The sequence below is a fragment of the Rhodococcus sp. NKCM2511 genome, assembly GCF_014905595.1.
In the GTDB taxonomy this organism is placed as follows: domain Bacteria; phylum Actinomycetota; class Actinomycetes; order Mycobacteriales; family Mycobacteriaceae; genus Rhodococcoides; species Rhodococcoides fascians.
The window spans coordinates 1,997,307-2,023,087 of the sequence record NZ_BNHJ02000001.1 but is presented as its reverse complement, the minus strand read 5'-3'; the positions used below and the strand labels follow the sequence as shown (position 1 = coordinate 2,023,087).

The 25,781-nt window shown below is 65.0% G+C and carries 20 protein-coding genes; 9 read left to right on the top strand and 11 right to left on the bottom strand.

Annotated elements, in window-relative coordinates:
- Positions 1-30 precede the first annotated feature (30 nt).
- The 8 genes from JLZ96_RS09225 to JLZ96_RS09190 all read left to right on the top strand — a co-directional run bounded on the left by JLZ96_RS09225 (position 31) and on the right by JLZ96_RS09190 (position 7,466).
- The gene (locus JLZ96_RS09225) at positions 31-1,233 is read left to right on the top strand and encodes an acyl-CoA dehydrogenase family protein (RefSeq protein ID WP_201009893.1); all 1,203 of its coding nucleotides are present in this window, start codon (positions 31-33) and stop codon (positions 1,231-1,233) included.
- Positions 1,230-1,988 carry an SDR family NAD(P)-dependent oxidoreductase gene (locus tag JLZ96_RS09220; protein ID WP_167325445.1) on the top strand — a complete coding sequence of 253 codons (759 nt, stop codon included), beginning with the start codon at positions 1,230-1,232 and terminating at the stop codon, positions 1,986-1,988. The genes JLZ96_RS09225 and JLZ96_RS09220 overlap by 4 nt, the downstream gene beginning before the upstream one ends.
- A gap of 43 nt (positions 1,989-2,031) precedes the next feature.
- Entirely contained in the window at positions 2,032-2,790 is a 759-nt protein-coding gene (locus JLZ96_RS09215; RefSeq protein WP_032366853.1) for an SDR family NAD(P)-dependent oxidoreductase, read from the top strand.
- Positions 2,790-3,866 carry an alcohol dehydrogenase catalytic domain-containing protein gene (locus JLZ96_RS09210; protein WP_201009892.1) on the top strand — a complete coding sequence of 359 codons (1,077 nt, stop codon included), beginning with the start codon at positions 2,790-2,792 and terminating at the stop codon, positions 3,864-3,866. Before JLZ96_RS09215 ends, JLZ96_RS09210 begins: the two co-directional genes overlap by 1 nt.
- Positions 3,863-5,380: a class I adenylate-forming enzyme family protein gene (locus tag JLZ96_RS09205; protein WP_094718393.1), complete on the top strand. Its 1,518-nt coding sequence runs from the start codon at positions 3,863-3,865 to the stop codon at positions 5,378-5,380. The genes JLZ96_RS09210 and JLZ96_RS09205 overlap by 4 nt, the downstream gene beginning before the upstream one ends.
- Before the next feature lie 42 nt (positions 5,381-5,422).
- Positions 5,423-6,046 (top strand): TetR/AcrR family transcriptional regulator, encoded by a 624-nt coding sequence (locus JLZ96_RS09200; RefSeq protein ID WP_032366851.1) that lies wholly within the window; start codon positions 5,423-5,425, stop codon positions 6,044-6,046.
- 71 nt (positions 6,047-6,117) lie between these two features.
- Entirely contained in the window at positions 6,118-6,453 is a 336-nt protein-coding gene (locus JLZ96_RS09195; RefSeq protein ID WP_032386456.1) for an EthD family reductase, read from the top strand.
- Complete coding sequence (locus tag JLZ96_RS09190; RefSeq protein WP_201009891.1) at positions 6,450-7,466, top strand: MBL fold metallo-hydrolase; 1,017 nt, start codon at positions 6,450-6,452, stop codon at positions 7,464-7,466. The genes JLZ96_RS09195 and JLZ96_RS09190 overlap by 4 nt, the downstream gene beginning before the upstream one ends.
- A gap of 30 nt (positions 7,467-7,496) precedes the next feature.
- On the opposite strand, the gene JLZ96_RS09185 is transcribed toward JLZ96_RS09190, so the two are convergent.
- From JLZ96_RS09185 to JLZ96_RS09135, 11 genes are all read right to left on the bottom strand, one after another.
- On the bottom strand, positions 7,497-8,261 hold the full coding sequence (locus JLZ96_RS09185; RefSeq protein ID WP_201009890.1) for an SDR family NAD(P)-dependent oxidoreductase: 765 nt from the start codon (positions 8,259-8,261) through the stop codon (positions 7,497-7,499).
- Entirely contained in the window at positions 8,258-9,982 is a 1,725-nt protein-coding gene (locus JLZ96_RS09180; protein ID WP_052057052.1) for an iron ABC transporter permease, read from the bottom strand. The genes JLZ96_RS09185 and JLZ96_RS09180 overlap by 4 nt, the downstream gene beginning before the upstream one ends.
- Positions 9,982-11,142, bottom strand: a complete 1,161-nt coding sequence (locus JLZ96_RS09175) for an ABC transporter ATP-binding protein (RefSeq protein WP_201009889.1) — start codon at positions 11,140-11,142, stop codon at positions 9,982-9,984. Before JLZ96_RS09175 ends, JLZ96_RS09180 begins: the two co-directional genes overlap by 1 nt.
- A gap of 140 nt (positions 11,143-11,282) precedes the next feature.
- On the bottom strand, positions 11,283-12,323 hold the full coding sequence (locus JLZ96_RS09170; protein ID WP_032386453.1) for an ABC transporter substrate-binding protein: 1,041 nt from the start codon (positions 12,321-12,323) through the stop codon (positions 11,283-11,285).
- 328 nt (positions 12,324-12,651) lie between these two features.
- The gene (locus JLZ96_RS09165; RefSeq protein WP_201009888.1) at positions 12,652-13,581 is read right to left on the bottom strand and encodes an aldo/keto reductase; all 930 of its coding nucleotides are present in this window, start codon (positions 13,579-13,581) and stop codon (positions 12,652-12,654) included.
- Positions 13,582-13,681: 100 nt separating this feature from the next.
- Positions 13,682-14,620, bottom strand: coding sequence for an alpha/beta hydrolase (locus JLZ96_RS09160; protein ID WP_032386451.1), 939 nt, complete (start codon positions 14,618-14,620; stop codon positions 13,682-13,684).
- 42 nt (positions 14,621-14,662) lie between these two features.
- Entirely contained in the window at positions 14,663-16,252 is a 1,590-nt protein-coding gene (locus JLZ96_RS09155) for an APC family permease (protein ID WP_032367320.1), read from the bottom strand.
- A gap of 23 nt (positions 16,253-16,275) precedes the next feature.
- Positions 16,276-17,160 (bottom strand): universal stress protein, encoded by an 885-nt coding sequence (locus JLZ96_RS09150; protein WP_094718397.1) that lies wholly within the window; start codon positions 17,158-17,160, stop codon positions 16,276-16,278.
- A gap of 82 nt (positions 17,161-17,242) precedes the next feature.
- Complete coding sequence (locus JLZ96_RS25155) at positions 17,243-21,781, bottom strand: aminotransferase (protein ID WP_201009887.1); 4,539 nt, start codon at positions 21,779-21,781, stop codon at positions 17,243-17,245.
- On the bottom strand, positions 21,778-23,019 hold the full coding sequence (locus tag JLZ96_RS09140) for an MFS transporter (RefSeq protein ID WP_201009886.1): 1,242 nt from the start codon (positions 23,017-23,019) through the stop codon (positions 21,778-21,780). Before JLZ96_RS09140 ends, JLZ96_RS25155 begins: the two co-directional genes overlap by 4 nt.
- Positions 23,020-23,021: 2 nt before the next feature.
- The gene (locus JLZ96_RS09135; RefSeq protein WP_201009885.1) at positions 23,022-25,046 is read right to left on the bottom strand and encodes an amidase; all 2,025 of its coding nucleotides are present in this window, start codon (positions 25,044-25,046) and stop codon (positions 23,022-23,024) included.
- 105 nt (positions 25,047-25,151) lie between these two features.
- Here JLZ96_RS09135 and JLZ96_RS09130 point away from each other — a divergent pair, with 105 nt between their 5' ends.
- On the top strand, positions 25,152-25,775 hold the full coding sequence (locus JLZ96_RS09130; protein ID WP_032367318.1) for a TetR/AcrR family transcriptional regulator: 624 nt from the start codon (positions 25,152-25,154) through the stop codon (positions 25,773-25,775).
- Positions 25,776-25,781 lie beyond the last annotated feature (6 nt).

Below are 25,781 nucleotides of genomic sequence, written 5' to 3'. Positions count from 1 at the left end.
CGCACCATCACTCGACAGGAGCACACGGAAGTGGACTTTTCCTACTCACAGCGGACGGCCGAATTGTCGGCCACGCTCGAGACATTCATGAACGACCACGTCTACCCGGCCGAGAGTGTCTACGACGCTCAGATCGCCGCGAACGACAATCCGCACGAGCAACCGCAGATCATGCGGGATCTGCAGGCACGCGCTCGTGATCTGGGGCTGTGGAACCTGTTCATGACCCACGACGACCTCGGTGCGGGGCTGACCAATCTCGAATATGCGCCGCTCGCCGAGATCGTCGGCCGTTCCATCATCGGGAACGAGGCGATCAACTGCTCGGCACCCGATACCGGCAACATGGAGATTCTGGCCATGTACGGCACGGAGGAGCAGAAGGAACAATGGCTGAAGCCGTTGTTGGACTGCAGCATTCGCTCTGCGTTCGCCATGACCGAACCCGATGTCGCCAGCTCGGACGCCACCAACATCACCTCGACCATCACTCGTGACGGGGACGAGTACGTCGTCAACGGCCGAAAGTGGTACACCTCGGGCGTTCTCGATCCCGACTGCAAACTCATGATCTTCATGGGGAAGTCGGATCCGGACAGTTCCACCTACCGCCGGCAAAGCATGATTCTGGTTCCGGCCGACGCCCCCGGCGTAGAGGTGGTGCGCGACCTGCCCATGTTCGGGTTCCAGGATCGTCTGGGCCACGGCGAAGTTCAGTTCACCGACGTGCGCGTGCCCGCCGCCAACATGCTGGGAGAGGAAGGCGACGGATTCGCCATCGCCCAGGGGCGACTCGGGCCCGGCCGCATGCACTACGCCATGCGGGCGATCGGCATGGCCGAGCGTGCTCTGGAGATGATGTGTCGGCGCTCGCTCGTGCGGCAGGCTTTCGGCGGACCATTGTCCGATCAAGGTGTGGTGCGTGAGTGGATTGCCCGCAGCCGCATGGAGATCGACCAGATCCGGTTGTTGGTGTTGAAGTCGGCCTGGTTGATGGATACCGCCGGAAATGCCTCGGCTCGTTCGGAAGTGGCGGCCATCAAGGTGGCTGCGATGGAGGTGGCACACAAGGTCGTCGACCGAGCGGTGCAGACCTACGGCGCGGCCGGAGTCAGCAACGACACTATTCTCGCTCGGCTCTATGCCATCACCCGAGCTCTGCAGATTGCCGACGGCCCCAACGAGGTCCATCTGCGGACCATCGCCCGACTCGAGGTCAAGAGGTACGCATGAGTACACCGAAATTGGACGGCAAGGTCGCTCTGGTGACGGGAGCGAGCCGTGGGCTCGGTCTGGCGATCGCACGCGGACTGAAGGACGCGGGAGCGACGGTCATCGTGTCGAGCCGAAAGCTCGACGCCTGCGAGAGCGCGGTCTCGAGCCTGGGTGACGCGGGCCCGGGCAGCGCGCATCCGTACGCACTGCACGTCGGGCACTGGGACAGCATCGAACCGGCCGTCGACGACATCATCGCGCGATTCGGGAGCCTCGACATCGTCGTCAACAACGCCGGGATTGCGCCGCTGGCGGAGAATCTCGTGTCGGTCACAGAGGGGCTGTGGGACAAGACGATCGAGGTCAATCTCAAGGGACCGTTCCGGTTGATGGCTGTGGCCGGGAACCGGATGGCGGCAGCCGGAGGTGGGTCCATCATCAATATTTCGAGCATCGGTGCCGAGCGACCCAGCCCACCCGAGGCGATGTATGCAGCAGCCAAGAACGGGCTCAATGCACTGACCCGCGCGTTCGCCCAGGAGTACGCGCCCACGGTGCGCGTCAACTGTGTGATGCCCGGCGGTTTCGCCACCGACATGTCGGAGAACTGGGACGAGGAGTTCATCGGCAAGATCGTCGACCGGCTCCCGGCCGGGCGGCTGGGGCGGCCCGACGAGCTCGCCGGCTTGATCACCCATCTTGCCTCGGACGACGCCGGGTACACGACGGGCGCGATCATCCCGGTCGACGGCGGCCGTACCGCCGTCTACTGACCGATCACTCCTATTGGCCGACAATCAGTTTGGAAGTGGACACATGACCCAGGACATGTTCTCGCTGACCGGTCGCGTCGCTGTGGTCACCGGTGCCTCGTCGGGGCTCGGCCTCGGTTTCGCCCGGGCTCTCGCCGCGGCAGGTGCCACGGTGTACGCCGCCGCGCGACGGCTCGACCGGCTCGAAGCGTTGTCGGCCGAGATCCCGGCCATCGTGCCCGTGCGGTGCGACGTCACCGACGACAGCGACCGGCGAGCTCTCGTCGACCGATGCTTCGACGAACACGGTCGGCTCGACGTCGTGATCAACAACGCGGGCAAGCCCGGTCCGCCCAACGCCGAGGACGAGACACTGGACGGTTTCCAGTCCATCCTCGACGTCAACCTGATCGCCGGGTTCCATCTGGCCACCTATGCGGTCGGCAAGATGCCGATCGAGGCAACAGCGTCGATCATCAACATCTCCTCGGTGATCGGACTGGTGTCCACCGCACCGATCGGCGGTGCCAGTTACGCGGCGTCGAAGGCAGGCACGCTCGGCCTCACTCGTGAACTGGCCGGTCAGTGGGGTCGACGAGGCATTCGCGTCAACGCCGTGGTGCCGGGGTGGTTCGATACCGAGATGACCGATGGCCTGTTCACCAACGACAAGTCCGCAGGATGGGTGCGGCGGAACACCATGCTCGGACGCGGCGGCGTCGACGGCGAGATCGACGGTGCCGTGCTGTTTCTGGCCTCGGACGCCAGCTCCTACATGACCGGTCAGACCCTGGTGGTCGACGGTGGATGGACTGCTCGCTGATGTTGGCCGTGCAGGTCCTTCAGTGGGGGAGCGCACCGGAGTTCCAGGAGGTGCCGGACCCGGTGCCGACCGGGCACGAATTTCTGATCCAGGTGGACGCAGCCGGACTGTGCGGATCCGATCTGCACGTGATGAACTCGAGCGCAGAGACTTTCGACTACGACCTGCCGCTGACGCTGGGGCACGAAGTGGCCGGAACGGTCGTCTCGGCGGGACCGTCGGCAAACCCTTCCTGGATCGGTCGCGCCGTGGTCGTACACGGAATCTGGAGCTGCGGAACGTGCCCGAACTGTCTGCGGGGCCGAGAGAACTACTGTCGCAGCCTCGCTCGGCGTCCCGACGGCCGGCTGGCCCCCATCGGAAACGGTCTGGGGTACCCGGGCGGCATCGCAGAGCTGATGCTGGTGCCGTCCGAGCGCGTACTGGTCCCGATCGGTGATCTCGATCCTCTCGGAGCCGCGCCTCTGGCGGACGCGGCACTGACCGCGTATCACGCCATTCGCACCAACTCCGCCGTGATCGACGACCGAAGCAACGTGGTCGTGATCGGAGTCGGCGGTCTCGGCCACCTCGCCCTGCAGATCCTGCGCACCATGGGCGTGCCGCACATCGTCGCAATCGACTCCAAGGCCGACGCCGCTGCCCTGGCCGAGTCCTCGGGAGCGCACGAATTCTACGAGTCCGTTTCCGCTGCGACGCAACGGCTCACGGCACTGGACGGGGCAGATCTCGTCCTCGACTTCGTCGGCGCGCCGACCACGACCGCTCCGGCGGCCGCCCTGCTGCGGTCCGGGGGTTCTGTCGTGGTGGTAGGCAGCGCCGGCGGCCGACTGACAGTCGGGAAGGATGTCGGTCTGGCCACAGGATGGACGGTGGATGCACCGTTCTGGGGTACGCATGCCGATCTCGAAGCCGTTGTCGCACTAGCGCAGGACGGCCTGCTGCGCGCCGAAATCACCACCTTCCCCTTCACCGAGGCTATCTCTGCATACGACCGGTTGCGAGACGGATCCGTCACCGGCCGTGCAGTTCTCGACATGAGCGCATCACGTACCAGGAAAGAGTCACACCAGTGAAACGGCTTGCCCGCGAGATGGTCATCCGCGCCGAACAGACCCCCGATGCCATCGCAGTCGTCGACGAGGACGGCAGCCACTCGATCCGGACCGTGGTCGAGGCGGCGACATCCCTCGCCGACGTGTTCGGCGGTATCGACCCCAGCCCACCGACCGTGGTGATTCAGGCCGACAACACCTGGGGCACCGTGGCGGCTGCCCTCGGTGTCGGTCTCGCCGGCGGTGTGGTCGCGGTGGTCAGCCCGCACGCAACGGAGTCGGAGTTCGCGCTGGCCCTCGAGGACATCAGACCGGACGTCGTCGTGGGAACGCCCGAGGCCCTTCGTCATTGGGGTGTGCCCGACGAGCAATTTCCCGTGGACAAGCCCGCCTTCGGCTCGTACCGCGTACGAGCGACGAGTGGTGCGTTCGCCTCTGTCGCGCGATGGAACGGAGGCGATGCGATTGCGATGACCTCGGGTTCGACCGGCCGGCCCAAGTGCGTGGTGCAATCCGAGGACGCGATCAGGTATGCGTCTCGATCCACCATCGATGCCGTCGGTCTCCGCCCGGGCGAGGCGATCGGTGCCTTCGTTCCGCTGTCGTCGGTTGCCGCATTCTGCTTCGGAATGTATCTGCCTGCGCTACTGGGAGGTCCGATGGTCGCCATCGGGAAGTGGTCCCCGGAGGTGGCTCTGCGGGCAGCGAAGGAACACCGGATTGCCTGGACGATGCTGGTACCGACCATGGCGCTGCAGCTCTCGGTCGCACCGAACTCCGAAGGCGCACTGGACACGATGCGCGCCATGACGGTCGGCGGCGGACCGATGAACGAGCGCGCGCTCGCCAAGGCCGAACAGTGGTTGCACACCACGTTCCTCCGGGTGTTCGGAATGTCCGAGTGCTTGGGCCACACGACACCCGCTCTCGACGACCCGGTGTCGATCCGCCTCGGACGCGACGGTCGGCCGTTTCCCGGCACCACCGTGCGAGCCGTCGACTCGGACGGCCGTCCGCTCCCCGCGGACGATATCGGTGCCGCCCAGGTCAAGGGCCCGTCGCTGTTCGTCGGGTATGCCCGGGCCGGCACTCCGGTCCCGCCCGAGCTGACGCCCGACGGTTTTCTTCCGACCGGTGATCTGGTGGAGGTCGCATCGGACGGCTCGATTCGCGTCATGGGTCGACAGAAACAGATCATCATTCGTGGTGGACGCAACATCGACATCAACGAGGTCGAGTCGGCGATCGCCTCGCTGCAGTCCGTCGTGCAGGTCTGTGTCGTACCGGTACCGGACGACCTGCTGGGGGAGCGCGCCGCAGCGCTCGTGGTCACCGGTGGTGAGGAGCTCGAACTCGAGGACGTCACCGCGCAGTTGGCCAAGGACGACTTCCCCAAGTCGAAGTGGCCGGAATTCGTCTTCACTGTCGCCGACCTACCGCAGAATCGCGTCGGAAAACTGTCCCGTCCCGATGCGACGGCGCTGGCCAGGCAGCTCGCGGCCGCAACTGACTCGAATTCACATCGAAAAATGTAAACTCCGACCGAGGCTGCATACGTTCTATCAGTAGGGGCAATCATGACCGTAGGAACCGACGTTCGACGCGAGAGCCCGCGGTCCAAGCGAACGCGGATTCTGTCGGCGGCTATCGACCACTTCGGCAAAGTGGGTTACGAGCACACCAAGTGGGCGTCCATCGCCGACGAGGTCGGTATCGGTCAGACTGCGCTGTACCACTACTTCGAGTCCAAAGCGCATTGCCTGTTGACGATCATGCGTATCGAACTCGCGGACTCCGCCGCCCGGTTCGTCGCGGCCACCGAGGGGGTCACGCATGCCGAGGACGCACTGCGTGCGGCGATCGCCGCATCGTTGGCCGCATCGCCTCAGGACGCCTTGGCGCGTCGCATCCTGCACAATCACATGGACCTCCTGGCGACCGAACGTCAGTCCGCGAAGGAAGAGGCCGAACGAGTCGAGTGCCGCGCCCTGGTCCAACGTATCGAGCGGGATTGGACCGCGCTGGTCGGCCGGGGAATCGAGGCGGGGCAGTTCGCCGAGTCGAATCCGACGATGTCCGCCCGGCTGGTACTCGCCTTGGTGGTCAGCGTATGGCGGTGGTACCGCCCCGACGGTCGCCTGACGATCGACGAAATCACCGACGTGGTCACGGACGCGGCCATCCGCGTCGTACGCAAGTAGCGCCCGCGAGCGGGGTCTGCACCGGCTCTTCGTTGTCATTGAAACTGAACAGAATTCACTTAGGAGAAAATATGTACAACCTGGTACTCGTCGCCGCCCGTCCGGAAGAGTGGACCCACGAGCAGTTCATCACGTGGTGGCGCGGCGAGCACGCCGACGTCACGTATCCCCTGCCCGGCTTGCTCCGCTGGCAGCACACCGAATTACTCGAAGCATTCGGGAGCAAATCCCAAGGTTGGGACGGCTTGTCGGTGCTCAGCTTCGAGTCGCGCGACGCACTCGAAGCGGCCCTGGCCAGTGACGAGTGGAAGGCCGCCGTCGACCACGTCGGGACCATGGGTGGCAGACGGATGATGTGGTACGGCGACGAGAAGACGATGGTGCCCCTCGCGAGCGACGCGGGATGACGTCGTCGTGGGCCGACCCGGGCTGTTTCGCAGTGGCAGACGGCGTTCATCGCGTCCCTCTGCAGATGCCTCAGGACGGTCTGCGTGCGATCAATGTATATGTGCTCGAGACCGATACGGGGCTGGTGTTGATCGACGGCGGTTGGCACCGGGCATCCACGCACGACGAGCTCGTCGACGCGTTGCGTCGCATCGGGCGTCGACCGTCGGAGATTCACGACGTGTACGTCACTCACGTCCATCGTGATCACTACACGTTCGCCGTCGAGCTGCGTCGTCGATACGGGACGCGGGTGCATCTCGGTGCCGCAGAGGTACCGGGCATCGAAGCGATCGGTCGATTGCGCAGCAACGTTCCGGTCAGCTCGATTCGTGAACTCGGGCGCGCGGGCGCGTTCGAGATCGCTCGCATCGCAGCGGAGAGCGGGAAGGCCGAACCCTTCGACGCCGCGGACTGGGAGCTACCGGACGCGTGGTTGCAACCCGGTACCGTCGACATTCCCGGCCATGCGGTAGTCGCTGCACACACTCCCGGACACACGAAGGGCCACATGGTGTTTCACGACACCGACCGGAACCTGTGCTACACCGGAGACCACGTTCTGCCCACAATCACGCCGTCGATCGGGTTCGAGCTCGGCGAGTGGGATCTCCCGCTGGCCAAGTATTTGACGTCTCTGTCGGTGATGCTCGACGAACCCGACCGGACGATGTTGCCGTCGCACGGCCATCCGGGTGCCGGTGTGCACGAGCGCTGCCGGCAGCTGCTCGAACACCACGATCGCCGTCTCGCCGCTACCGAAAGCGTCGTCGAATCTGCTGCTCGCGCAACCGGGTTGGACGTGGCAGCCGGCCTGACGTGGACTCGGCACGATCGATCGTTCGCCACCCTGGACAGCTTCAATCAGATGGTGGCGACTTGCGAGACGCTGGCGCACCTCGATGTTCTGGTCCAGCGCGGCAGACTGTCGGTGCGGACCTCCAACGGGGTGGACTTCTTCACCACCTGCTGAAGCATCCGCCCCGACAGCCCGCCCGAGCGGTCAGTCGCAGGTCCAGCCGCCGTCGACGTACAGCTCGGTCCCGGTGACGAACGTGGAGTCGTCTCCGGCCAGAAAGGCAACGGCGGCAGCCACTTCGGCCCCGGTTCCCAGTCGACCCATCGGGGTGTGCGCGATCATTGCGCTGTGTCGTTCGGAGCCCTCATAGCGCTCGAGCAGCTGCGTGGTGCCGATGAAGCCGGGGTGGATGGAGTTGACTCGGACACCTTTGGTGGCCCAGTGCAGCGCGGCGTTCTTGGTCATGGTGCGCACAGCGCCTTTGGCTGCGGCGTAGGCAAAGCTGTTGCCGAGGCCGCCGACGCTGCCGAGGATGGAACAGATGTTGACGATGGATCCTCCGCCGGAGCGCTCGACGTACGCGCCCGCATGCTTCATTCCGAGCCACGTCCCGGTCTGACTGACTTCGACAACTCGGTTGTAGCGGTCGAGATCCTCGTCGACGACGGTTCCGAGGCTGCCGATGGCACCGTTGTTCACCACGGCGTCGAGCCGGCCGTGCTGCGCGGCCACGGCCTCGACAGCGCTGTGCCACTGATCTTCTCGGGTGATGTCCAGGGCGATCGGGAGATGGCGTTCACTGTCGGCCTGGTCCGCCACGAGTGCTGCGCACGCGTCACCGTCGACGTCGGTCACCACGAGCACTGCGCCTTCCGAGGCCAGCCGTTCGACGATAGCGGTACCGATCCCTCCGGTTGCTCCGGTGACGAGAACGACCTTGTCCCGGAGCCGGGACTGCACGCCCGTCACAGCTTGCTGAGCACGTTGCGTCCGCCGACGAGCATCGCCGCGGCGACACCGATCGTGGTGACGGCAGTCATGAGCAAGGCCATCGCGGCGACGAGCGGATAAGAGCCGTTCTGCCACATGTCGAACAGCAACGTGCCCATCACCTGGGTCGTCGACGCTCGCACGAGAAGCGATGCGGCGAATTCGTGGGTCAGCAGAATGAACATGAGCGCGACGGCACTGAGGATGGTTGGACGCATCAGCGGCAACATGATTCGGAGATTCGTCACGAACGGTGACGCACCACTGGTGGCCGACGCCTCGGTGTACGTGTTGCCGAGCGACAGCATGGCCGTCATCTGCATCCTCGTCGAGAAGGGCAGCATCAGCACGATGTACACGAGGATGATCACCGTTCTGGTTCCGTAGAGGATCAGCGGCGGCTCGGTGTACGTGAGCAGGAACCCGACGCCGAATATCACGGCCGGGATGCCCAGTGGCAGTGCGGTCATGAGGTCTGCCATCAGCGCGAGAATTCTGAACCGGCGACCGCGGACGAGAAGGTTTGCCATCAGGTAGCCGAGCGGAATGCAGATCGCGACCGCACCCAGTGCAGTCAGCACACTGGTCAGTACCGACTCCACCACCGCCGTCGTATCCATCAGTGCCCGAAAGTTGTCCAGCGTCAACAGACTCAGCGACAACGATCCCGACCAGTACGGCGTCAACGAGACGATGATCAGACCCACCAGCGGGATGACCAAGGCGAAGAGCGCGAACACGACGATGGTGACCGTGGCCCACGTGGCCTTACCGGTGGAGGGAGCGAATGCCTTGCCTCCGTGCGTGACGAAGCGAGTCTGGTTGCCCAGCAACGCCTTCTGTGCCAGGACCAGTACCAGTCCGAAGATCACCAGCGGAGAGCCGGCGGCCGCTGCCGCCGCGAAGTCCGACGGGGACTCCGACACCCGGCGGTACATCTCGGTGGTCAGCACCTTGACGCCGGTGTTCGCACCCAACAGCAGGGGTCCGGTGAACTGGCCGAGTCCGAGGAGCAGCGCGATGCCGCCGCCGTAGATGAGGGACGGTCGAAGCAGCGGGAGGACGATCTTGAAAAAGATTCCGACCGTGGACGATCCACTGACCTGAGCGGCTTCGAGGTGCTCGGAGCTGATGTTCTGCATGCCGGAACTGACGAACAGGTAGACGAACGACGTCAGACCGAAGCCCGTGAGAACGATGATCCACGGGACGGTGTACACGTCGATCGGGCCACTGTCCGATCCGCTCCACCACGGCAACAGTCGAAGGAGCACATTGAGGTAACCGGGCCCGGGGGAGAGGAGGAATGCCCACCCCACCACACTGGCCACCGCCGGCATCACGATCGGCAGGATGGGAATGACACGCAGCCAACCGAGCTTGGCGGGAAGCCTGCTCGCAGCGAAGGCGAGCAGCGTTCCCAGCACCATCGCGATGACCAACGAACCCAACGCCAACGCCACCGTGGTTCGAAGGGTGACGCCGATGTCGAAGCGGCCGTACTGACTTCGGTATCCGGCAGCTCCGTCCTCGAACGCGAGCATCTGCAGACGCACCATCGGGAGCACGACCAGGTAGGCCAACACGGCGAGGACGGCGGCGTACCCGATTCGCGCGCGCCAATTCGGCGAGATCGTCAGTGAGCGCTTGGCGGGCGTCTCGGCGGTCTGGGGCCGTTCGACGTCGACTGCGGTGGCCATCACGAGGTCTTTCCAGCGGAGCCGACGAGCTCGGAGCTCGCGGCCGACGACGCGTCGGGCAGCGCGTACACCCGCAGACAGGACGGCGCGAAGCTGACGAGTACGGGTTGTCCGGGACTGCTACGCCGCAGCGCCGGACTGTGTTCGGTAGCCGAGGCTCGCAGCGTCAACTGCTCGTCGCCGGTCTTGACCGCCACGTCGAAGTACCGACCGCCGTACTCGTACGTGACGAGTTCCGCGTGCAGGGCGATGTTTCCGGGCGGCACCTGGTCGGCAGTGTCGTGCAACAGCACGTCGTCCGGTCGGAACCGCGCGACGGCACGAGTGCCCTCGTCGGCACGCTCACGCACCGTGGCCGTCTGTAGGTCGATGACGTCCGAGCCACTGGTGACCCAGCCGTCGTGGCCGCGCCGCAGTTCGAGCCGATTACCCATCCCGATGAACGCGGCGACGTACTCCGAAGCCGGGTTCTCGAAGACGTGCTCGGGCTCGTCGTACTGCTCGATCTTTCCGGCCTTCATGATCGCGAGACGGTCACCGAGCGCGAACGCCTCGGACTGGTCGTGCGTGACGAACACCGCGGTGAAACCGAGCTGTTGATGCAACTGGTGAATCTGCGATCGAACCTGATCTCGCAGGCGCGCATCGAGATTGCTCAGGGGCTCGTCGAACAACACCAGATCCGGTTGCGCCACGAGCCCGCGAGCGACCGCGACACGTTGCTGCTGGCCACCACTGAGCTGCGAGGGGTACCGGTCGAGCAACGCACCGCAGTCGACCATGTTCGCGGCCGTCTCGACCGCGCCGTCGGCGATTGCCTTCTTCAGTTTGCGCACCGTCAGCGGGTACCGAATGTTCTCGGCGACCGTCATGTGCGGCCACAGTGCATACGACTGGAACACCATGCCGATGTTTCGCTTGTGTGCCGGGACATGGACTTTCGACGCCGCGTCGAACACGGTCCGCCCCGCGAACGAGATCGAGCCACCCTGCGGGGTCTCCAGCCCGGCGAGGCACCGCAGGGTCGTGGTCTTGCCGCAACCGCTCGGTCCGAGCAGGACCAGGAATTCGCCCTGCTCGATCTCGAGGTCGAGACTGTCGACGACGACGTTGGCACCATAGGTCTTCGTCAGTCCGGAGACCGCGAATCGAGAGGTCATTGCATACTCGCTTTCGGAGCATCGGTGTGCGTGCACCGACGGCCGCTGTACGTCGACCGTCGGTGTTCGTCTCTGTCACAAATCATTTCGCATTCCGCGCACAAGGCGACGGTCTGCGTTCTCGTGCTGTGTGCGGAGAGTCAGCCCTGGAACAGGGTCTGCCATTCCTGGGAGTACTGGTCGACCTTCTCGGGAGTCAGTTCGTCGATGTCGGGAGATGCGATGTCCTGAGCTCGCGCGACCGCTCCCTCGATGTCGGGAAGGACGGCTGCATATCCGCCGTTCAACGCCTGCTGTCCCTCGGCCGTCACCATGAAGTTCGCGAGCACCTGTGCTGCGTTGGGGTGCTGCGAGGCGCTGAGAACCTCCGAGTACCAGGGTGTTCCCCATGGCTTGTCGGGCAGAGCCCAATCGACCGGTGCGCCTGCGGCAACCTCGGTGACGAGCGGCTGCACCATGGGACTGACCGTCACTTCACCGGAGGTGAGGGCTTGCGCCACAGCGAGTGCGCTGGGGTAGACCCGCGGCGAGAGTTCGGCCATCTGGTTCCAGTAGTCCTCACCGAAGTTCTTGGCGTAGAACTTGTACAGATCCACGTACGACGCGAATCCGGTGGGGTTCACGATGCCGATCTTGCCCTGGAACTTCGGGTCGATCAGGTCCTCGGGCGCACTGACGCCGTCCGGAACGGCCGCAGTGTTCCAGCCCAGACCGAATACCGCAGCACTGGTCAAGAAGAATCGATCGTTCATCACGCTCTTCGCCGGATCGAACGCTGCCGCATCGAGATCGGGACCGACCAGTTCGGTCGAGAACTTCCCGGACTCGGCGGCGTTCTGGATCCACGACGCGTCGGTCGTCATGTGGACGTCGGCGATGCCGGTTCCCGTCCGATTCTCGGTCTCGACGCGGGGGTTGATTTCGGAGTCGGTGCCGCGCACGTACTCCATCGAGATTTCCGGATACTTCGCCTCGAAGGCCGCCGTCAGGGCATCGAGGTTGGCCGGCTTCTGGCTCGAGTAGAGCATGACGCTGCCCTCCTCCTTCGCGGCCGCGACCACTGCGTCCCAATCGCCCTCGACCGGAGCGGACGCGGAGGAAGACGATCCCCCGCATGCGGTGAGGCCCACCAACGCAGCAGTCGCTGCCACGGCAACCATCGTCGTCCTGAACTTGTTCATGCCTGCGTTCCTTTCGGGCACGTCGATAACTTCCCGCGGACTCGGCGAGTCGTCGTAAGACGTGGAGTCGTGTCGACATCCGATCGCAGACTCGACCCACGTGCTCGAGGTGGCTGCAATGTTCCATCAAACTGAACTGATGTCAGTTTGAAAGATAGCCGCCGGTGCGTGTGATGTCAATCACCAGGTGGGGGCAGGGGTGACGGGCCGCTCTACCTCGACATGCTCGAATGCCGAGCCGGTTCGGCTCCTCGGTTTCGAATATGCGACACCGATCGGCGTCCGACATTCGGATGGGAGGAGCCGATTCGGGAAAGGTGGGCAGAGGTCAGGTCCAGGCCATGCGGGAGCGGTTGTCCCAGTAACTCCGCGGGGACTCGGCGATGTCCAGGTCGGCAATGTTCAGGTCGCCGGGCGCGATCACGGCGCGGTCGATGGAGAGCGCAGCGATGTTCTGTTCGAGTTGCGCCACCGTGGCGGCACCGGACAGCACCACATCGGCCCACGGTTGCGCGAGGGCGACGGCCAGTGCGAGCGCGTCGCGGCCGACTCCGGCCGAGTCGGCGCGCGCGGCGAGTTCGGAGTTCTCGGCGACGAGTCGACCGTTCGCCATCGCCTCTTTGACGACGACGAACCAGCCGGCCTCGTGCGCTTCCGCCAGGGCGGGGGCGACGGACGGTTCGAGGGGATTCCACGTCGACTGCACCGAGCCGAACACCCCGATCTCGAGCGCGGCACGCACGACATCGGCCTGGTGCGGCCCGCTGGTGCTGATACCGATGCGCGTGCCACCGGCTGCCAGCGCGCGAAGATCGTCGAGCAGGGCTGCGTCGCGAAGGGCAGGGCTGTCCGGGGTGACGCTGTGAATCAGGTAGTGGTCGGGCTTTCCGCCGAGGTCGCGCACGGTAAGCGGCCACTGTTCGGCCAGGCGTGCGACCGAGTGTTCCTTGACCTCGTGTACCTCCGCGCCCCGCTGGAAGTCGGCGACGTAGGCGTAGCCCCACTTCGAGCCGATCACGAGTTCCTCGCGCCGGTTCGGACGGGCAGACAACCAGCTGCCGAGGAACTGCTCGGCCAGACCGTAGGAGCGGGCGACGTCGAAGTGCCGAATGCCACTGTCCCAGGCGGCGTCCAGTACTGCGTGGCAATGCTGCTCGAGCGCAGCCGGGTCGAACCGCCCGTCCACCGCACGCGAATGCCCGATGGTCAGATACTCCGGGCGTCCGAGTGCGGCAAGTCCGAGACCGAGTTGCGTCATACGCGAATTCTGTCATCACAGTCGAGTGCGCGTTGGAGACGTGACGGTGATGTTGCGACCGTCGGGCATCGCGCGTCACCGGTCGCAACGAGCAAGTCCGTCAGAGCGCCTCGATGACTCGATATCGATCTTCGGTGGACCGGCGACTAATTGCCGCCTCGGGTGCGATCCACTCGAAAGCGTGTGGGGCACCGGTCCGTACGTGCAGCTCGCACGGCACTCCGGCGCGAAGCAGGCGCAGCGCGTAGTCGATGCTTTCGTCTCGGAAGATGTCGAGGTCTCCGACGTCGATGAATGTCGGTGCAAGATCGGCGAAGTCGTCGAGGTGAGAGGGTGAGGACAGCGTCGAGACCGTCACTCCCTCGGGAAGCAGCGCGTTCCATCCGGTGAAGTTGTCGTCGTACGTCCACGTCGCAGTCGCTGTCAGATGGGGGTCGGGTACGAGAGTGCGGGAATCGAGCATGGGATAGATCAGGATCTGGTGTGCCAACGCAATGCCGTGGTCCCGTGCGAGGATTGCGGCACCCGCTGCCAGTCCACCTCCGGCGCTGTCTCCCATGATCGCAATGCGTTCGCGATCGACGCCCAGTGCATCCGCCTCGCGAACCAGCCAGGCGAGCGCGGCGTAGACATCTTTGACGGGGGCATCACCGGTCGCCTCCGGAGCGAGGCGGTAGTCGACCGAGAGAAATGCCACGCCGGTCAGCTCGGCATAGTGCGCGATGACTGGGTCGTACAGCTCGAGCGACCCGCTGATCATTCCACCTCCGTGCGCGTAGACGACGGCACTGGTGCTCACCCTGTTGTCCGGCAGGTACCAGCGCATCGCTACGGCACATCCGTCGTCGGCCTCGACAACATGATCCGACCTGCGTACAGCAGTGCTGCCCGGTAGCTTTCCGTGGTCGATGGCAAGAGTCGCATCGATGACAGCTCGCAGCGTCCAGACATCGCCTCGCTCGGTCGCGGTGGGAACGCCCGAGGTCGCTGCGGCCGCCTGCAGTGCCGCCGCAACCTCACTGTCGAGAGCAATAGCCATCGTGTTTACTCCTGTTGATTGTCGAGTCGGCCGGAGACCGGACTATTCGCCGCGCTGGGAATCCAGCGTCGCCGGTCGCTGGTAATCGGAGAGGTCGCCCTCGTTCCGTAGGGCCGTGGTGTTCCGATCGAGCGTTTTGCCTTGGAAGAACGCCGGACTGCGAAATCTCATGACGGTCATCAGCACAGCGCCGAAGAGCAGCACGCCGAATCCCAGGAAGAACACCAATCCGATTCCGCCGATGGACGCGCCACTGGCATTGTTCGGGTCCATGCTCTCGTCCAACGAGAAGACGAACACGGCAAGGAGTATGAGTCCGCCTACCAACGGGAACACGAAACGGAAAAATGCGTTGCGCACGCTGTCGAACAGTGCGCCGCGGAAATACCAGATGCAAGCGAACGCTGTGATGCCGTAGTACCAACAGATCATGATGCCCAGTGCCGCAATGGTATCGATCAGGATTCGCTCCGACAGGAATGTCACCACCGTGTAGAACACTGCGGTCACGACACCTGCAACCAGCGTGGCGTAGGACGGCACCAGGAAGCGGGGAGAGACTTCGGCGAATTTTTTCGGGAACGCGCCGTACACACCCATGGCAAGCATCGTGCGCGCCGCGGGAAGAAAGGTGGTTTGCAGGCTCGCCACCGAGGACACGAACACGGCCAGGAACAGCATCAGCCCGCCCCACTTGCCCAGGACCGGGTCGGCAAGTGCGCCGAACACGTTTTCCGAGTTGTCGGGGTTGCCGAGTCCGAGGCCGGTGTCGCCCACTCCCGCATACATCATCGCAGCGACCGATACCAGCAAGTATGTCAGCAGCACAGTCAACACACAGAGCAGTCCGGCGCGCCCGGGCGTTCGCTTCGGGTCCTTGGATTCCTCGCCCAGCGTCAGGCAGGTGTCCCAACCCCAGAACGCGAAAATCGACCCCGTCAGACCGATAACGAACGCCCCGGCGGCCACTCCGGTGAACGGATCGAACCAATCGAGATCGAAGCTCAGTCCAGCGGGGGAGTCACCCGAGCCGACGTGCACCAGAGCCATCACGGCGAAGATGGCAAGAAGAACCATCTGGAAACCTACGAGCGCAACCTGCAATTTCTCGCTTGTCGTGATACCTCGACTGGCCACCCACGTGGCAATCCCGAGGAACACCAAGGTGGTACCGACATTGACCAACTTGTTGCCAGGAAGATCTGCGACGGAGGGACTTTCGAACAAATTGGCAATGAACAAATAGAAGAATTGGACGCCGATCGCAGCAAGGTTCGACAGCACGATGATGGTGGCGATCACCATGCCCCAACCGCACATCCACCCGACGTACGGCCCGAACGCTTTGGTCGACCAGGTGAACGAAGCGCCGCAGTCCGGCGACGCCGAATTGAGTTCGCGGTAGGCATATGCGGTGAGGAACATCGGGATGAATCCGGCGATGAATATGGCGGGCATCTTCAGACCCACGGCCGCAACGATGAGGCCGATGCTTGCGGTCAGCGTACAACCCGGAGCGACCGACGAGATTCCCAGAATGGCACCGGAAATGGTGCCGACTGTCCCCGTGGCCAGACCCTTCGCGCTTACGGTACTCGTAGGCCCGGCCTGTTCGCCCGCATCGTTCGTCATATCGGAACCTTCGTTCGTTCGATTCATGATTCGAAGTCCTGCTTGGGTACGACCACCATGGGGACCGGTAGGACGCGAAGCATCTTGGTTGCAGTAGACCCCAGGAAGAGTCGATGGGGTTGGGCGAGGCGGCTCGAACCCACCATGACCAGGTCGCCGTCCTGCCAGTCCAACGTGCGTACGGCCGACTCGACCGTCGATCCGTCGGCGATCGACACCGTCACCGGAAATCCCTGCGGCAGAACAGCTGTCGCCTCGTCGAGTGTCGTCTTCGCGTGCGACACCGCAGCCTCGCGAACTGTGTCGAACGCGTCATGACCGTCGTGCAGGTCGTTCTGCGGATCCAACGCGACGAGCGAAACCAACCGCAGCGGTGTGCGGATCCTCTCCGCCGTCCGCACCGCTGTGCGAAGCAGCACATCGGCCCCGACTCGGGCTCCGAGCGCGCAGGTGACCTCTTTGATCTTCTGGACCGACGAGTGCCGCATACCCCGTGGTGCGAGGGCCAATGGGACGTGAGCCGAGTGCAACAGCTCGGTGGACACCGATCCAACGGAGTGTCGGCCGAGCAGGCCGTCTCCGGCGGCACCGACGACGATCGCCTGCGCGTTCAACCGAGTGACCTCATCGAGAAGTCCCTGAGCGAAGGATTCGTGGACGGACAGGTGCACCGCGACATCGATATCGGCGGGCACCGTCGCCCTCGCCTTACGCAACCACTCCATTCCCTGAGTCGTCAGGACGTCGTCGTAGCCGGAGATGGACGGAACTCGAGTTGGAACAGTGCGCTCGGGTGGTAGAACCATGCAGATATCAAGAGCAGCACCGAGGCTTCGGGCAAGTTGTACCCCGAGAACGAGGCCGTCCTCGCCGCTCGGAGTGGCGAGATAACCGACTATCAAACGCATCTGGCAGTTCCTCAGTGTAGTCGGAAGGTGATCGGTGCATCGAGCGCGCGGTCTGGTGACCTGAGGACTTGGGACCGGCACATCACCAACCAGTGGTCAGGACTCTGTCCAACGAGTCGACGAAGTAGTCGACCGATTCCTTCGAGACGCACAGGGGCGGTTTGATCTTGAGCACGTTCTGGTGGTCGCCGGTCGGTTGCATGATCACTCCCAGTTCGAGGAGTCGATTGCAGATGGCCTCGGTTTCCTCGGTGGCGGGCTCGAGGGTGGAGTGGTCGCGGATGAATTCGAGTCCGAGATACAACCCCGAGCCGTGCACCGTGCCCACGATGGGGTGCTCGGCCGCGAGGGCCTGCAGTCGAGACTTCAGGTGGCCACCCACCACACGCGCGTTCTCCTGCAACCCCTCTTGTTGGATGACGTCGAGCACGGCGAGACCGATCATCGACGACACCGGGGATCCGCCCGTGGAGGAGAAGAAGTAGCCACCGGTGCGATAGCGGTCGGCGATCTTTCGGGTCGTGACAACGACGCCGACGGGTTGGCCGGTACCGATGGATTTCGCGACCGCGATGACGTCGGGAATCGCCTGCTGCTGCTCGAAGCCCCAGAACCATTCGCCGAGTCGGCCGTAACCGACCTGCACTTCGTCGGAGATCGCTACGCCACCGTGCTTGCGGACGGCGGCGTAGACCTGCTGGAGGTAGCCGTCGGGAAGTGCGACTCCTCCGGCGTTGCCGTAGTAGGACTCGCAGATGAACCCGGCGGGGAGAGTGCCTGCCGCAGCCAGGTCGTCGATGAACTGTACGGCCTCGGGTGCGTACCTCGAGGCGTCGTCACCGCGGTGCTTTCCTCGGTAGGAGTTCGCGGCATCGACGGTGTGTACCCAGTCCGGCCGGGTGGCAAGGGCATTGGGATTGTCGGCTATCGAGGTCGAGACGGCGTCGCTGGCGAAGGTCCACCCGTGGTAGGCCTCCTTCATGGCCACGATATCGGTACGTCCGGTCGCTGCCATCGCGATCCGGATGGCGAGATCGGTTGCCTCCGAACCGGAGTTGACGAAGAACACGGTGTCGAGTTCGTCGGGGAGGGTCGCGGTGATGCGTTCTGCGAATTCCGTGATCGCACGATAGTTGAAGCGCGAGTTGGTGTTCAGCAGTTGCATCTGCCGATGGGCGGCCGCCACCACCTTCGGGTGGGCATGGCCGACGGAGGCGACGTTGTTGACCATGTCGAGATAGACCCGGCCGTCGACATCGGCCAGGTACTCACGCCACCCCCGCTCGATGCGGGGCGGCTCCGCGTAGTAGTGCTCCTGGACCTCGGCGAGCAGCCGTTCGCGGCGCTCGAGGGTGTCGTCCTCGGGGGCGACGACGGTAGCGGGCAGCCCGAGTGCCGGCGCGGGGTCACCGGCGAGTACCGACCAGCCGTGGGCGTACGAGGGCTCGACGCGCAGTGGTATCGGCCCCGAGTTCGATCGGGTGAGCTGGACGTCGATCGGTGTACGCGCCGGCAGCACCAGGGTATTCGGTGAGTTCGGTACGCCCACGAAGTGGACGGCGTCGTCACCGGACGTGACGGTGATGCCGTCGTCGGTGTGCGTGGTGTAGCAGTCTGCAGGTACGTCGAGCGTGGTGTCCTGGGCGAGCCAGATGGTCAGCGCAGTGGAGATCGTGGCCGGCTCTGTGGGAGTGCGGCTGGGTCCACCGGTGAGTCGAGCAGACCACGCAGGTACCACTGCGGCGGGAGCGCCTGCATCGAGTGCGGCAAGCGCGGCGGCCGTCAGGGTGTGTCGGTCGAGCCAGCGCCCTTCGTCGTTGACGGTCGACGTGGTGCCCGCGTCGATGGTCACGGCGTCGGACATACCGGCGACCAACGGTTCGGCCTGCCAGGTCGGTCGCGGCCGGGCGTCCAAACCCAGTGCCCGACGGATGGTTTCGGTCATCACGGCGCAGGGCACCGATGCTGCTTGGGTGAGGATGCGGAATTCGCGATCCAGCGCGGAGTCGGCGTACGAGTTCCCGGCGTCGAGGCGTACCTGCTGACGGCCGCTGAGTACGAGGACCACTCCGCGCAGGGTGACCAATGGCCACAGTGCCTCGATCTCGTTCTCGCTCAGCGGACGTGCGGCATGGAAGGCGCGGATGGCGGGCAGTGCGTCGACCGGCGCGAAGCCGTCGTGGTGCAGCAGCGAGGACAAGGTCACCGCAATTTCGTTGACCGCCCACGATCGACTGACATCGCCGAAGTCGATGACGGCGTCGGGGAGAGACCCGGGTGCCGTCGGCGCGAGAACGTTGTCGTCGGTGATGTCGAAGTGACCGAGTTGAAGTGGCAGGTCGGCCGACACCGAATGCAACTGGCGCAAGGCCGAGGCGGTGACGTCGGTGATGAAATCGCTGACATCCTGGTCCGACTCGTCGGGCAACAGCGTCGCGATGACCCGATCGGCATGGCGCAGATCCCATTGCAGCACCCGGCCCGACGCCGGGTGGTCGACATCGGAGAGTGCAACGCTCACCTTGCCTGCGAGTTCACCCATCCGCGCGGCCGTGGCGGGGGAGAGATAGTTCGAGCCCATCAGCGTTGTCCCCGAGATGAATTCGATGACCCGGCCGTGGATGCGCCCCTGCGACGAGTTCCACCACGCGGACATCGGTCCGCGCGGGCCGACGACCACCTTCGGGGTACGCAGCGTCGGCTCTCGCTCGGCAACGATGCTTGCGGCGAGGTCCTGCAACTCGATCTCGGACTCGCTGAACACCGGGTTGCTGAGCTTGAGGACGCCGACCGGGGCGCCGCTGTCGATGTCGCGAACCACGAAGTTCTGGTCCTGTTGGCTGCCGAGTTCGGTGAGGGTGCATGCCAATCCGAAGTTTTCGTCCATCAGCCTACGGACCTCGTCGGACTCGAGGGTCGGCGTCGGAAGCTCGGGCTGGGCGAAGAAGTCGAACACGGTGTCAGACATGGGTTTCTCGGTCTCTTTCTCGAACACGGTCTTGCCGCCGACGATGGTGCGCACGACCGACACAGCCAACAGACTGCCTCCGTCGAGTACGTCACCGTCCAGTACGACCAGGTCGGCGTACATGCCGGGTTGCACTCGACCGACCCGCGAATCGGCATCGAAGGAAGCGGCGGAGTCGAATGTCGCGTGGCGTAGGGCGGCGTCGAGCGGCACCGCGAACTGCGGCTCGTTCGGTGGTAGCGAGTGGTCGGTGGCCGAGCGTCTCGTCGTGGCGATGTACAAATTCGCCAGCGCTTCGTGGGGCGCGGTCGGGGCATCGGTGCCGAATGCCAGGCGGGCCCCCGCAGCGGTGAACAACGTCCACGGGTAGCCGCGTTCGACGCGGTCGTCACCCAACTGGGCGCGCCAGTTCGGTTGGATCGCAGGGTCGGAGTGCACCGGCTGTACCGATGCCGTGATGCCCAGCCGAGCCATTCGGTCGGGTGTCCGATCGCTGACGATTTCGAGGTGCTCGAGCCGCGGTCGTCGATCCCACGGCGGATTGACGTCGATCATCTCCTCGAGAACATCGAGGGCCATGTCGCTGGCCAGATCGCCGATGGCATGGATGGCCAGACGCAGGTGTGCAGCATCCGCGGCGACGACGACGGGTAGAAGGGCCTCGGCGCTCCACAACAGGTCTCCGTCGGTGCCGTTGGCGTACGGGTAGTTCAACGCTGCGGTACACGCGTCGATGACACCGTCGAGTACGAGCTTGATACCGACGAGCTCGAGCCACGGGGTCGGGTCGTTCCGCAGCTCGAGAACACGGTTCACCTGGTCCAGATTGTGCTGCGCGTCACCGGTATCGACGACGAGCCAATGCGCCGAGACACGGACCGGTAGCCGGCCTCCCGAGCGCTGCGCGACACCGCACAGCGCGCGCCAGCCGTCTTCGTCCATCCCCATGTCGACGACCGAGGTGACACCGGCGGCCGCGAACGCGTCGAGCGCACGCCCTATGTGTCGCTCTCGATCCTGGTTCGAGGTGACCGAAGACAGGTAGGCCCAACCCAATTCGTGCGCGGCGCGTTCGTACAGCATCCCGGCGGGTGAGCCGTCGGGAAGACGCGAGATCCGGCCACCGGCCGGATCCGTTGTCGTCGCGTCGATTCCCATCGCTTCGAGTGCGGCGGTGTTGACCCAGATCGAGTGCATGTCGTTGGAGTCGAGGAACACCGGAATGTCCGAGACGACCTCGTCGAGCATGGCTGCGGTGGGTTCACCGTCGATGGCATCGAAGAGCCATCCGCGGCCGCGCAGCATGGTCGCCTCGGAGCCGAGGGATTCTCGTGCGTCGACCAGCCTGCGTCGAATCTCCGTGAGATCGCCTGCGTCGGTCAGGGCTACGCTGCTGAGCCCGGCGCCGAGCCACAACAGGTGTACGTGCGAGTCGACGAATCCGGGGAGGACGAATCGGCCTTCGAGGTCCACCGTGACGTCGGCTGACGCCGCGTGCGTGGTGCCGGGCAGGTGCACCTCGGCGATGTGGTCGCCGTCGATCACCACACGATCGGCCTCGGCCAACGTACCGTCGGCGACGGCCTCCAGGGTGCCGGAGGAACTGAGGATCCTGCCGTTCACCAGTGCGGTCCGGGTGGTCGGGGTTGTCATCGAGATGTCTCCTGCGGTAGCGAATCCGATTGCCGTGCTTGGTTTTCTGCCTGTTCGACGCGGGTGGACAAGCGTGCGACGAGAACGACCGGTACGACCAACAACCAACTGGTCACGCCTACGACCCAGCCGAATGTGCTGTAGCCGAACGACTCCACGAGCCAACCACCGAACGCTGGAGCGAAACTGGTACCCACGAGATACACGCCGAGCGAGGGACCCGAGAATCTGCCGTTGGCATCCAGTGCGGCCGCGGTGGCGATGAAGAACAGGAAGGCCGCCAGGTACACAGAGTTCCACGCGACGAGCAGCACGCCGTACACCGTGGGATCGGTCGCCAGGGACGTACCGAGCTTCAGGGCGCCACCGACGATCAGTAGGACCGCCATCGGAAGCGCGCGGCCCACCCGGTCGCCGAGCAGGATCAGCACGAGGGCGGCGAAGAATCCCCCTGCGCTGGATGCGCTGAGAACCACACCGAGTGCTGCGTCGCTCAGCTGCGCATTGTCTGCGCCCATGGTGCCTGCGATCGCCCAGAGCGAATCCTCGCTGATCGCCCACACCGCGTACATCACCAGCAGGGACACTCCGGCAACTGTGATGCGCCGCGTGCCGACCGAGGCGGGCGGCTCCACAGCCCGTCGCACCGGGTCGGGTGAGTCGAGTACGGGTGCGGCGGGCAACCAACCCGACGTCACCAGGAGAACGATCGCCAGAGCCGCGACGAATCCGTAGACACTGCCCAGGCCGACCCCGACCAGCGGGATCACCGCGAGGACGAGGGTCACGACGGCTCGGTTGACGAGTCCGTTGGCCGCCGACATCCGGTTGGGATTGCGCAGTGCCGCCAGAGCTGCACCGCTCGCGGCCAGTGCGCCGCCGGCTCCCGCACCTCCGATGATGACGCCGACGACGGTGACGGTGGCACCGAGCGGGAACGCAGCGACACCGAATGCGAGTGCGGTCACCACGAGACCGACTCGGGCTACCGCGATCCGCCGCGACCCCTCGGCCAGTCGGGTGACGGCGATACAGGCCAGCGCGGTGGCGAGCAGCGAGCCCGTCATGATGGTCCCCGCCTCGGCGACGCTGACGCCGAGGGAGTCCTGGAGTGCGATCACCATGAACGGCAACAAGTTTGCGGTCAGCAGGCCGAGTACGGACATACCGAATGTCGACGTCGCTCGTCGAGTGTTCAGTGGAAGCCGGGTGGCGTCGGGCGTCAGTGGAATGGTCATGATCAGAGAGGCGATCCGTCGGTGGTCGCCATGGCACCGGCGACACCACCGTCTGCGCAGCGGGCGACGGCGACGACGAGGGGACCGTACGGTGCCCGCCACTCACTGTGCAGGGTGTCGTACGAACCCGTCGGAATCGACACCGTCCCGGTGACGGCGCTGCCCGTCGTGTGGAGCGGCACCCGTACTCCGTCGACGAAAGCCTGTACGTCGTCGATGGAACCGCCGTCGATCCGGACGGCGAAGGTGAGTTCGTCGCCCGCGGAGCCCGGCCGAATCTGCACGTCGGTCACTGCGATGGAGGCATCCGAGTCACCGGCACCGACGATGCCGTCGAACACGTGCTCGTCGGTCAGTGCCGGGGTGCGTGCGGGAGCCACTCGTCGTGCCCCGAGGGCGTCGACGGAACGGGCGAGACGCAGCAGGGTCGAATCGGAGTAGGCAGCACCGGCCAGGGTCAAGCCGACCGGCATCGACGTGTCGCTCATCGACCCCATGGGAATGGTGACGGTGGGTATGCCGAGGTGGCGGGGCACGAGATTGCCGTTGGCCACCCAGACTCCGTTGCGCCAGGCGATGTCGGCGGACGCGACGTCGACATCGGCGTCGGCGGGGCCGACATCGGCGACGGCAGGAAAGACGACTGCGTCGAAGCGGTTGTCCTGCAACCACTTCTCGAAGTCGACGCGGCGGACCTCTTCCAATCCGCGCATGCCGGCCTCCACGGACGGAATGCGATCGAACGGCGTCACCCCTGCCTTCGCCATGGGAACGTAGTCCGCCAGATCGTAGGCCGTGTCGAACGGCAGAATGCCGTAGCGATCGGGTAGCGCGCCCGTGGGATGCGGGAAGATGCGCGCCCCGTCGGTCTCGGCCAGGCCGCGCAGGCCTGGCTGACCGTTCGCGGCGAGGAAGCTGTCGAACGCCCACACGGAGAGTTCTTCCAGCTCGCGTTCGAGGAACTCGGCGGGAACGAGACCGCGGTCGACCATGGTCTGCGAGTTCGGGTGCAGGCCTTCGTAGTTCTCCACGACGGGGAAGTCGGTGTCGATCACTTCTGCGCCTGCAGCGACCAGATCGTCACGCATGGTCTGCCACAGGGTCATCACCGAATCGCGGGTGTGGATCGGATATGCGCTGTCGGGATCGCCGTTGACGTACAGGCGAGGTACGGCGAGGCGGAGCCCCTGCAACGGCAGTGGCGGCAGATCGGTGAAGGACGCGGGCCGAACATCCGAGGCCGGGGGGATCGACACCCACTCCTGCATGCGCCACAGGTCGCCCTCGGTGACCGCGTCGTCGGCCACGACCACGTCCAGTAGGTGCAGTAGGTCGTCGACCGTACGGGCATGCGGCACAACGACATCCATCGTGGGCACCAACGGCCAGTTGCCCCGCACCGAGATCACCCCGCGAGAGGGCGTGTAGGCGACGAGCGCATTGTTCGACGCGGGTGCGCGCCCCGAGGACCAGGTTTCCTCGGCGAGCCCGAAGGCGGCGAAACTCGCAGCTGTCGCCGTACCCGAGCCGTTGGATGATCCCGAGCCGAACGCCGAGGTGAGAAACTCTGCGGAGTAGGGACTTTCGGCGCGTCCGTAGAGTCCGCGCTGCATTCCACCCGCTGCCATCGGCGGCATGTTGGTCAGGCCCAGGCAAATGGCGCCTGCCGCTCGCAGCTGGGCCACGGCGAAGGCGTCGTCGGTCGCGACGAGGGTCTCGAATGCGGGCGAGCCGGCCGTCACCGGGAGGCCGCGCACCTTGTAGCTGGACTTGGCGGTGTAGGGGATTCCGTCCATCGGGCCGAGGGTTTGCCCAGCGCTCCGGCGCCGGTCGGCTGCGCGGGCTTCCTCGAACGCGTCGGGGTTCAGTACCGGGACGGCGTTGAGGCTGATTCCGGTGCGGTCGTAGTGCCCGATTCGATTGAGGTAACGCGCTACCAGTTCGACGCTCGTCACAGTGCCCTCGGCGAGCGCGGCGGAAACGCCGGCGACATCGGCCTCGACCACGGTGAAGGAAGAAGAAGTCATGACAGAACTAAAACACACACTGTCGGTTTTGGGAACGGGTGAATCGAAAAAAATCCCGACATGCAAGGCTGTCCGTACTCGACGACCGCCCGAGAGGAGGCGACCATGGCACGACCACCTCGCGCCATTCTCAGCCGTGACCTGATCGCCCGCACCGCATTGGCCCTGGTCGATCGGCACGGAGCCGACGGTGCGAGCATGCGGGGCGTGGCGCTGAAATTGGGCGTGAACCCCACTTCCCTCTACAACCACGTCGCCGACCGCGCGGCTATGATCGAAGATGTCCGAGCTCTGGTCTCGGCCCGAATCGACTCGGCCCCGCTACGCGAATTGCCGTGGGAGGAAGGCCTTGTCGAATGGGCAAGGTCCTATCGATTGGCGTTCGCGGAGCATCACCGCGCCGTTCCCCTCCTCATGACCACACGCGCATCGACCCCGGTGCTGTTGGCGGAGTACGAGGATTTCTCTGTTGCCGCAGAGGCGGTGGGCTGGGCGAGCAGGGACGTGTTGCCTCTGCTGACCGCGTTCGAATCGTTCATCCTCGGCAGTGTCCTCGACATGTCCGGCCCGAGTGTCGTATTCGATCCTGCCGGCCAGGAGGAGGCTTTCCCGCGGTTGGCCGCGGCCTACGAGACCGTCCAACACGAGGATGCCGACGATCCCATTGCCACCCGCGCCTTCGAGATGGGTCTGGCGATGCTCGTCGCATCGGCGCGCCCACGGCGGTGAGATCGA